A 9,434-nucleotide genomic window follows, 5' to 3' on the forward strand; every position below is an offset into this window, starting at 1 on the left:
TTTTTATTTGTTATTTATTTTGGAGTAGAAATGAAAAAGAGACTGTCAATATTGGCTGTTGCAATTGCCGCGACATTCCCCATGGCGCAAACAGCCCATGCTCAATCCAATGCTGAGTTGAAACAGGAAATTGACCTGCTCAAAAAGCAACTCCAAGTGCTGATGCAAAAGGTAGATGCCGCTGCAGCAGCTTCCACATCTACCGCCGCATCGGCCAGTAACCAGGGCGCTGTTGAACTTCAGGAATTCAATCGGATCAAGATAAAGGCTGAATCGACGGAGGATGCGGTAGAAGCGTCTGGACTGAAGGGATTTAAAGTCAGTGGTGTGATGGACCCTACCTTTATTTACAGCCAGGGACAAAATCGTTCTGGTTTTATTTTCTTAAATAATTTTGATGGTGCAGGCGGTGCGCCTCTTTCAACCGACAGTTACGCGTTCGACAACAGTTCTTTTGGCTCGGCCGTGCTGGATATTCAAAAGGAAACTGACGGTGGCAACAAATGGCGTCTGACATTGGCGCCGCACAAGTCGGGCGGCTCGGCCTACCGTGCGGGCTCGATCGTGCATGAGGCCTCGGTCTCGATTCCATTGACGGATGAAAAAACTCGCTTGATAGCGGGTCAAATACCAGATTGGTCGGGTTATGAGTTGACGGCAGCCAATCAAAATCCGCTGGTCACGCACAACTTGCTGTTTGATTTCAGTGCAGTGACTTATTACAGCGGCGCTGGTATGGAGATCATCCGCGGTCCTTGGACGAGTAAGTTTATGCTCGGCAATGTGAATCAGGCGGCACGAGAATCAGGTGACAAAGACCCGGCTCTGGTCTATCGGGTTGACTATGCCGTTAATGAATACAGCGGTATCGGGCTTTGGGGTGGACATTCGTTTTCAAGTCCTTCGACCAGTGCCGGTCGCTTTGACATGCTGGAGGTGGACGGCTACTTCACCCGTGGCCAGTTGACATTGCAGGGACAAGTGGGCGCGGGTCGCCATGAGGGTAAGGCAGGCAATGGCGGAGATGCCCAGTGGTGGGGACTGTCTGGTTTGGTGGGCTACAAACTCACGCCTAGAACTCAATTGGTGGCGCGCTATGACTTCATCAACAACGCCAATAACGGCGGTGGTGTTTACAACGGGGTGGGTGGTGTTGGAACGTTAGGTGATTCACGAAATGGATTTGGGCCAGCATGGGAGGATGATGGAACGGGAACAAATACATGGTTTCAGCCTGACCCATCTACCGGCGTCAACCGCTACGCTCTGTCCGTCGGCTTGAATTATTTGATCAACCCAACCACCAGCCTCAAAACCGAGTTGCGTTACGACGGGGCCAGCGGCGCGGTGTTCTCGCAGCCTGACGGTAGCTACAAAAACACCAACCTGTTGTTCGGCACCTCCGTCGTCGTGTCGTTCTAAAGCCAAGGTGGCAGGACCACTTTCACAATGAGGTTCAACGGGGTCGGCAGTCATGTCGTCCCCGTTTGCTTTTGTGCCATCGATTGGAGCCACTTTATTGCATGTGGACCCATCCACCAGGAATTCAAAATGACAACCGAAAAATCAACCATCGCCCTCAAGTTTGATGGCCGAGCTTTCATCAATGGCGAACGTATCAACGCGCTCAGTGGCGAGACTTTTGACTGTATTTCTCCGGTCGATGGCCGAACACTCACCACTGTGGCCCGCTGCGCCGAGGCCGATATCAATGCGGCGGTGTTGGCTGCACGAACCGCTTTTGAAGACCGCCGCTGGTGCGGTTTGGCGCCGGCCAAGCGCAAGCAGATCATGATTCGATTTGCCGATTTGTTGCTTAAACATGCTGAGGAATTGGCCATGCTTGAAACTCTGGACATGGGCAAGCCCATCAAATACGCCCGTGCGGTGGATGTGAACAGCGCTGCCAACTGCATTCGCTGGTACGGCGAAGCGGTTGACAAAATCTACGACGAAATTGCTCCCACACCCAGCACCGCGCTGGCCCTCATCATGCGCGAGCCGGTGGGCGTCGTGGGCGTGATCGTGCCGTGGAATTACCCCATGATCATGGCGTCGTGGAAGATCGCGCCCGCGCTTGCATCCGGCAACTCGGTGGTGCTAAAGCCCAGTGAAAAGTCGCCTTTAACCGCCTTGCGTATGGCTGATCTGGCGCTTGAGGCGGGCATTCCTCCCGGTGTCTTTAACGTGGTGACTGGTTATGGGCCTGAAACCGGTTCGCCGCTGGCCCTGCACATGGACGTGGATTGCATAGCTTTTACCGGGTCCACCCGTGTCGGCAAGCAAATTCACGTCATGGCTGGGCAGAGTAACTTGAAACGGGCCTGGACCGAACTCGGTGGCAAATCACCGAACATCGTTTTTGCGGATTGCCCCGACCTTGACAAAGCCGTGGAATCCGCAGTGGGCAGTATTTTCTTTAACCAGGGCGAAAGTTGCAACGCACCTTCACGCCTTTTTGTTGAAGCCAGCATCAAAGAGAAGTTTCTTGAAAAAGCGTTGGCACTTGTGCCTGGCTACGCGCCCGGCAATCCGCTCGACAAAGCCACCATCATGGGCGCCATCGTTGACCAGACGCAGATGAACTCGGTGCTGCGCTATATCGAGATTGGCAAAAGTGAAGGCGCCCAATTGTTGGCGGGTGGCGAACAGGCGCGACTGGCGTCAGGTGGCTTTTATGTTCAGCCGACCATTTTTGATGGGGTTCGCAACGACATGACGATTGCGCGCGAAGAGATTTTTGGGCCAGTGTTGTCGGTGCTGTCTTTCACCGATGCGGCCGATGTGGTGAGTCAGGCCAATCAAAGTGTCTACGGTTTGCAGGCCGCAGTCTGGACCCGTGACATCAACAAGGCGCTGGGTGTGGCGCGTGCATTGCGCGCCGGAACGGTGCATGTGAACCAATATGACGAAGACGACATCACGGTGCCATTTGGTGGATTCAAACAAAGCGGGGTGGGGCGCGACAAGTCATTGCATGCGTTTGATAAATACACCGAAACCAAAACCACCTGGATTCGCATCGACAGCCCTGTTTGATGCTTGTTGCCACTTGAAAGTTTTCCATGTCTATTGAATCAACGATTGAAGCCCTTGAAGCGAAGGGCGTGCACAGCGTTTTAACCCAATTTACGGATATTCATGGTGTAGCAAAAGGCAAGTTGGTGCCCTTGAAAAACCTGCGTGAATGGGTGGACACCGGCGCTGGGTTTGCCGGTCCTAGCATCTCGGGTACCGGGCTCGGCCGCTTTGGGAAACGCAGCGAGTATTACGGCCGGGTTCAACTGGCGTCGCTGCAACCTTTGCCTTTCATGCCGGGTGTGGCGCATGCGGTGTGTGACGGCTACGCAGGGGGTGAAGCACTTGATACCTGTTCACGGCAGTTGCTTAAACACCAGTTGCTAAGACTCAATGAGCGTGGGTGGACTTTGTGGGTGGGCATCGAGCCCGAGTTTTTTTTGCTTCGTAAAGATGAGTGCGGGCAATGGACGGCGGCTGATGAACATGACCGATTGGCCAAACCTTCTTATGACTTGAAATCAATCCATCGCAACAAAGATTTCCTGGATGACATGCGGCAAACCCTGACTGATCTTGGTTTTGAATTGCAGCAAATAGACCATGAAGATGCCTGTGGTCAATATGAAATCAACTACCGGTTTGACGATGCGCTGGCTGCCGCTGACCGTTACATGCTTTTTAAGCTGACGGCCTTTGCGGTGGCTGAAAAACACGGCTTGGTCTTCAGTTGCATGCCCAAACCATTCGCGCATGCACCGGGCAGTGGTTTGCACTTTCATTTGAGTGTGACGGACGCGGCGGGCAAGGCCATTTTTACCGACAGCGCTGATCCGCTTGAATTGAGCGCGCAGGGCTACCAGTTTGTCGCTGGCTTGCTGCACCATGCTGACGCATTGAGCGCCGTGTGCGCACCAACCGTGAACAGTTACAAGCGCTTGACGAGCAGCAACAGTGCATCTGGGACGACCTGGTCGCCAGTTTGGAAAGCCTATGGTGACAACAACCGAACCTGTGTGGTTCGAACGGTTGCCGGCCGAATTGAATGGCGTTTGCCAGACCCGTCTTGTAATGTCTATGCAGCCATTGCCGCAACCCTGGCTGCTGGCTTGAACGGCATTGACCAAGCCATGTCACCTCCAGCGCCGTGCGATCTTGATTTATATGAGTTGCAGGCCAGTGGAGCGGCCATGCCTGCACGACTGCCGCGTGATCTGTGCGCCGCCACCGAGGCTTTGTCCAAAGATCAGGCGCTGATGAACGCCTTGGGTGAGTCTTTCTGTCACGAGTTTGTGAAAATCAAACGTGCTGAGTGGGATGAATTCAACTTGCACGTCAGCGAATGGGAGTTGCAGAGGTATGCCGATGCTTTTTGAGGATGTTGATCCATTTATTTCATAATGCGATAAGCACAAACCATTCAGCAAAAAATTGAATTGCTGCATTGCGTCAATTTTTCTCAATGTGAGAAAACAAATTTCATATTGCGACAAGACGTCTGTAAGCTGTTGATTAAATTGAATAAAATTTATGTCTTATATAAGACATAAGATTGGAAAATGGTCTTATATAAGACTTAGAATAATCTCCATAGGCACTGGACTTGCATAGCATCCACTGCTAACTTTTTAATCAACCCTTGGAGTGATCTCATGCCGAAATACACAACAGAACCACAAAGCCGCGAACAGCAAATTGCCGCCTTGGAAAAAGACTGGGCCACAAACCCCCGTTGGAAGGGCATCAAACGCGGTTACACCGCTGCTGACGTCGTGCGTTTGCGCGGTTCGTTCCCCATCGAGCACACCTTGGCTCGTCGCGGTGCCGAGAAGCTGTGGAATCTGGTGAACACCGAGCCTTACGTCAATTGCCTGGGTGCATTGACCGGCGGCCAAGCCATGCAACAAGTTAAAGCTGGCGTGAAAGCCATCTACCTGTCGGGCTGGCAAGTCGCTGCTGACAACAATTCGTACGCTTCCATGTACCCAGACCAGTCACTGTACCCAGTGGACTCGGTGCCTACCGTGGTTGAGCGCATCAACAACACGTTCCGTCGTGCTGATGAAATCCAACACTCGCGTGGCATTGACGCTGGCGACAAAGGTTACATCGACAACTTCGCGCCCATCGTGGCCGATGCTGAAGCCGGTTTCGGTGGCGTGTTGAACGCGTTTGAATTGATGAAGGCCATGATCAACGCTGGCGCTGCTGGCGTGCATTGGGAAGATCAATTGGCTTCGGTCAAGAAATGCGGCCACATGGGCGGCAAAGTGTTGGTGCCTACCGCTGAAGCTTGCCAAAAGCTGATCGCTGCCCGTATGGCGGCCGACGTTTGCGGCGTGCCTACGCTGGTGATCGCTCGTACCGATGCTGAAGCAGCTGACCTGTTGACTAGCGACTACGACGAAAACGACAAGCCATTCCTGACCGGTGAACGCACCGCTGAAGGCTTCTACAAGACCAACAAGGGCATGGACCAAGCTATATCGCGCGCAATCGCTTACGCTGAGTACGCTGACTTGGTGTGGTGCGAAACCGGTACGCCTGACCTCGAATTTGCCAAGAAGTTTGCTGACGCGGTTCACGCCAAGCACCCAGGCAAGATGTTGGCTTACAACTGCTCTCCTTCGTTCAACTGGAAGAAAAACCTGGACGATGCCACCATTGCCAAGTTCCAGAAAGAGCTCGGCGCCATGGGTTACAAGTACCAGTTCATCACCTTGGCTGGTATCCACTCCATGTGGTACAACATGTTCGACTTGGCACAAGACTACGTCGCTCGCGGCATGACGGCTTATGTTGAGAAGGTGCAAGAGCCTGAATTTGCAGCCCGTGACCGTGGCTACACTTTTGTGTCGCACCAACAAGAAGTGGGCACGGGTTACTTCGACGAAGTGACCACCGTTATTCAAGGTGGCAAGTCCAGCGTGACCGCGCTGACCGGCTCCACTGAAGAAGAGCAGTTCCACTAAGCTGCAAGGCTGACTCAAAAAGGCCTGCGCCATCCTGAAAGGGGTGGCTCAGGCCTTTTTTTTTGGTTAAACTTGTTGCTCACTTTATGCATGATGCGCAGAGCGGGTGGTGTATTGATGATTTTGCTGACGTCAGCGGTCATATTTATATGCCTTTTATGCCTGTAGCCCCCGTATCTATTGCGTAAGCAGCTATTAAAATAATAGCAAAGCGCGGCCTGTTCCGCGCTTTTTGTTTTGCTCTCCATCCATCTGGATTTTCAACATGATTCAAATCACTCTTCCTGACGGCTCAAAACGCGATTACCCCGGCCCGGTGACGGTGGCTGAGGTTGCGGCCTCCATTGGCACCGGCTTGGCCAAGGCGGCGCTGGCAGGCAAGATCGATGGCAAAGTGGTGGACACCAGTTACCTGATCGAGTCGAACAGCCCGCTCTCCATCATCACGGCCAAAGACGCTGATGGGCTTGAGGTTATTCGTCACTCGGCAGCGCATTTGCTGGCTTATGCCGTCAAGGAACTGTTTACTGATGCGCAGGTCACCATTGGCCCGGTGATTGAGCACGGATTTTTCTACGATTTCTCTTACAAACGCCCCTTTACGCCTGAAGACTTGACGCTCATCGAGAAAAAGATGACCGAGTTGGCCTCTAGAGACGAGCCCATCACCCGGCGCGTGTTGCCGCGTGATGAAGCGGTGGCGTATTTCAAAAGCCTGGGTGAAAACTACAAGGCAGAAATTATTGCCAGCATTCCCGCAGATCAGGATGTGTCTTTGTACCGCGAAGGTAAATTTGAAGATTTGTGCCGCGGACCTCACGTGCCCAGCACCGGTAAATTGAAGCATTTCAAGTTGATGAAACTCGCTGGCGCTTATTGGCGTGGCGACCATCGCAATGAAATGCTGCAGCGCATTTATGGCACCGCTTGGGCCACCAAAGATGAGTTGCAACAGCATTTGACGATGCTCGAAGAGGCTGAGAAGCGCGACCACCGCAAACTCGGGCGCGAACTCGATTTGTTTCACATCGACGACCATGCGCCCGGCCTGGTGTTTTGGCATCCTAAAGGTTGGACGCTGTGGCAGGGCGTTGAGCAATACATGCGCCAGGTCTACAAAGACAACGGTTACCAGGAAGTCAAAGGTCCCCAGATCATTGATAAGTCGTTGTGGGAGAAAACAGGTCACTGGGATAAGTACCGCGAAAACATGTTCACGACCGAGTCGGAAAAACGTGAATACGCTTTAAAGCCGATGAATTGCCCAGGCCATATTCTGATCTTCAAGCAAGGCATCAAGAGCTACCGTGATCTGCCTTTGCGCTACGGTGAGTTTGGTCAATGTCACCGCAATGAGCCGTCGGGTGGCTTGCACGGCATCATGCGCGTACGGGGTTTCACGCAAGACGACGGCCACATTTTTTGTACCGAAGACCAGATTCTTCAGGAGTGCGTGGATTACACGGCCCTGCTACAAAAAGTTTATACCGACTTTGGCTTCAAAAATATCATTTACAAGATCGCCACGCGTCCTGAACAGCGCATTGGTTCAGATGAAGTGTGGGACAAAGCCGAGGCAGCCTTGGTTGAAAGCCTGCGTGCCTCCGGTTGTGAGTTCGAAATTTCACCCGGAGAAGGTGCGTTTTACGGTCCCAAGATCGAATACACACTAAAGGATGCGATTGGGCGTCACTGGCAATGCGGCACTATTCAAGTCGATTTTTCGATGCCTGAGCGGCTCGATGCTGAATATGTGGGAGAAGACGGCGCTCGTCATCGCCCGGTCATGTTGCACCGCGCCATTGTGGGCAGTCTGGAGCGATTTATCGGGATTTTGATTGAAGAAAGTGCAGGCGCTTTGCCCGTTTGGCTGGCGCCGGTACAGGTAGCTGTTCTCAATATCACCGACGCCCAATCTGATTACTGTCGTGAAATTGTTGAAAAACTGAAAAAATCACTGCCGAATCAAGAGCTTAGGGTCGTGACTGATCTTAGGAACGAGAAAATAACGTATAAAATACGCGAGCATTCAATGCAGAAGCTGCCCTATATTCTTGTCGTAGGCGATAAGGAAAAAGCAGCTGGTACCGTTGCAGTGCGCGCCCGAGGTGGTCAAGATCTCGGTGTGATGTCCCTCGAAGCATTCGTGCAAAAAATCGCAGATGACATCACTAACAAGTCTGTTATCTAAGCTGATTTATAGCAAGATTACATTTTGTGTGTGTGCAAAACGGTTGTAGCTACGGTTGTCGTAGCTGAACTTGTGAAGGATTAAGCCATCGCTACTGAATTTCGTGACCGCCGTCACCGTGAAGAACGAAAACACCGCCTGAATCGCGAGATCATGGCTCCAGATGTCCGCCTCTCAGGGATTGAGAATGAGCCTCTTGGCGTCGTGAGCCTGATGGAGGCGCTTCGCATGGCTGGTGACTTGGATGTTGATTTGGTTGAAATTTCTGCTACGGCAGTACCTCCAGTCTGTCGTTTGATGGACTATGGCAAGTTCAAGTACCAAGAGCAAAAGAAGGCGGCGGAAGCGAAAGCCAAGCAAACGGTTATTGAGATCAAAGAGATCAAGTTCCGTCCTGGTACCGACGACGGCGACTACAACATCAAGCTGCGTAATATCAAGCGATTTTTGGCTGATGGTGATAAGTGCAAGATCACGCTTCGGTTCAGAGGTCGCGAGATTACTCACCAGGAAATCGGTATGGCTTTGCTGAATCGCATCCGGACTGAGTTGGGCGACCTGATTTTGATTGAGCAGTTTCCCAAGCTTGAAGGGCGCCAAATGATCATGATGATCGCGCCCGGCAAGAAGAAAATTGCAGTTAAGCAAGCGCCCGAAGCGTCACAAGCTTCAAGCTCTTAAAGGTTTTGAGGTTCGTTGGTTTAATCGCTAACGAACTAAGGAAGGTGATGAGGTCAAACTCATTGCGCAAGTAACTTAAGCGTTACTTAAAAGTGGCTCGGGGCCAACAAGGCTGCAAATAGTTTGCAGACGCCTCACGAGCACAATGAAGAAGGAGCATGAATATGCCCAAAATGAAGACTAAGAGCGCGGCGAAAAAACGCTTCCGCGTCCGTCCAGGTGGAACCGTTAAACGCGGTCAAGCCTTCAAACGTCACATCTTGACCAAGAAGACCACTAAAAATAAACGCCAATTGCGTGGATCAACATCTGTACATGAGACCGATATGGGTCGCATGGCACAAATGTTGCCAGGCCGTGGTATTTAATTAACGACGTACAAGGAGTAATCACATGCCTCGCGTCAAACGTGGTGTAACGGCTCGCGCCCGCCATAAAAAAGTTTTAGCCCTTGCAAAAGGTTTTCGCGGTCGCCGCGGTAATGTTTACCGCGTCGCCAAAGAAGCGGTAATGAAGGCTGGGCAATATGCCTACCGTGACCGCCGTACCAAGAAACGTGTCTTCCGTCAGTT

The 9,434-nt window shown here is 52.1% G+C and carries 8 protein-coding genes; all 8 read left to right on the forward strand.

Annotated features, from left to right (window positions below; genetic code table 11):
• Positions 1-30 precede the first annotated feature (30 nt).
• Positions 31-1,422 carry a DUF3138 family protein gene (locus WCG50_RS06885; RefSeq protein WP_336898843.1) on the forward strand — a complete coding sequence of 464 codons (1,392 nt, stop codon included), beginning with the start codon at positions 31-33 and terminating at the stop codon, positions 1,420-1,422.
• A 129-nt stretch (positions 1,423-1,551) separates the two neighbouring features.
• Positions 1,552-3,039 carry an aldehyde dehydrogenase gene (locus tag WCG50_RS06890; protein WP_336898844.1) on the forward strand — a complete coding sequence of 496 codons (1,488 nt, stop codon included), beginning with the start codon at positions 1,552-1,554 and terminating at the stop codon, positions 3,037-3,039.
• A 26-nt stretch (positions 3,040-3,065) separates the two neighbouring features.
• Positions 3,066-4,394, forward strand: a complete 1,329-nt coding sequence (gene glnT / locus WCG50_RS06895; RefSeq protein ID WP_336898845.1) for a type III glutamate--ammonia ligase — start codon at positions 3,066-3,068, stop codon at positions 4,392-4,394.
• A 276-nt stretch (positions 4,395-4,670) separates the two neighbouring features.
• Positions 4,671-5,990 (forward strand): isocitrate lyase, encoded by a 1,320-nt coding sequence (aceA, locus tag WCG50_RS06900; RefSeq protein ID WP_336898846.1) that lies wholly within the window; start codon positions 4,671-4,673, stop codon positions 5,988-5,990.
• A 265-nt stretch (positions 5,991-6,255) separates the two neighbouring features.
• Complete coding sequence (gene thrS / locus WCG50_RS06905; RefSeq protein ID WP_336898847.1) at positions 6,256-8,181, forward strand: threonine--tRNA ligase; 1,926 nt, start codon at positions 6,256-6,258, stop codon at positions 8,179-8,181.
• 87 nt (positions 8,182-8,268) lie between these two features.
• Positions 8,269-8,862, forward strand: a complete 594-nt coding sequence (infC, locus tag WCG50_RS06910; protein WP_336898852.1) for a translation initiation factor IF-3 — start codon at positions 8,269-8,271, stop codon at positions 8,860-8,862.
• Positions 8,863-9,026: 164 nt separating this feature from the next.
• On the forward strand, positions 9,027-9,230 hold the full coding sequence (rpmI, locus tag WCG50_RS06915; protein WP_336898853.1) for a 50S ribosomal protein L35: 204 nt from the start codon (positions 9,027-9,029) through the stop codon (positions 9,228-9,230).
• Positions 9,231-9,255: 25 nt separating this feature from the next.
• Positions 9,256-9,434: 50S ribosomal protein L20 (rplT, locus tag WCG50_RS06920; protein ID WP_336898854.1), on the forward strand; the 179-nt coding region annotated here is incomplete at its 3' end.

The organism is Rhodoferax sp., from assembly GCF_037143375.1.
GTDB lineage: Bacteria > Pseudomonadota > Gammaproteobacteria > Burkholderiales > Burkholderiaceae_C > Rhodoferax.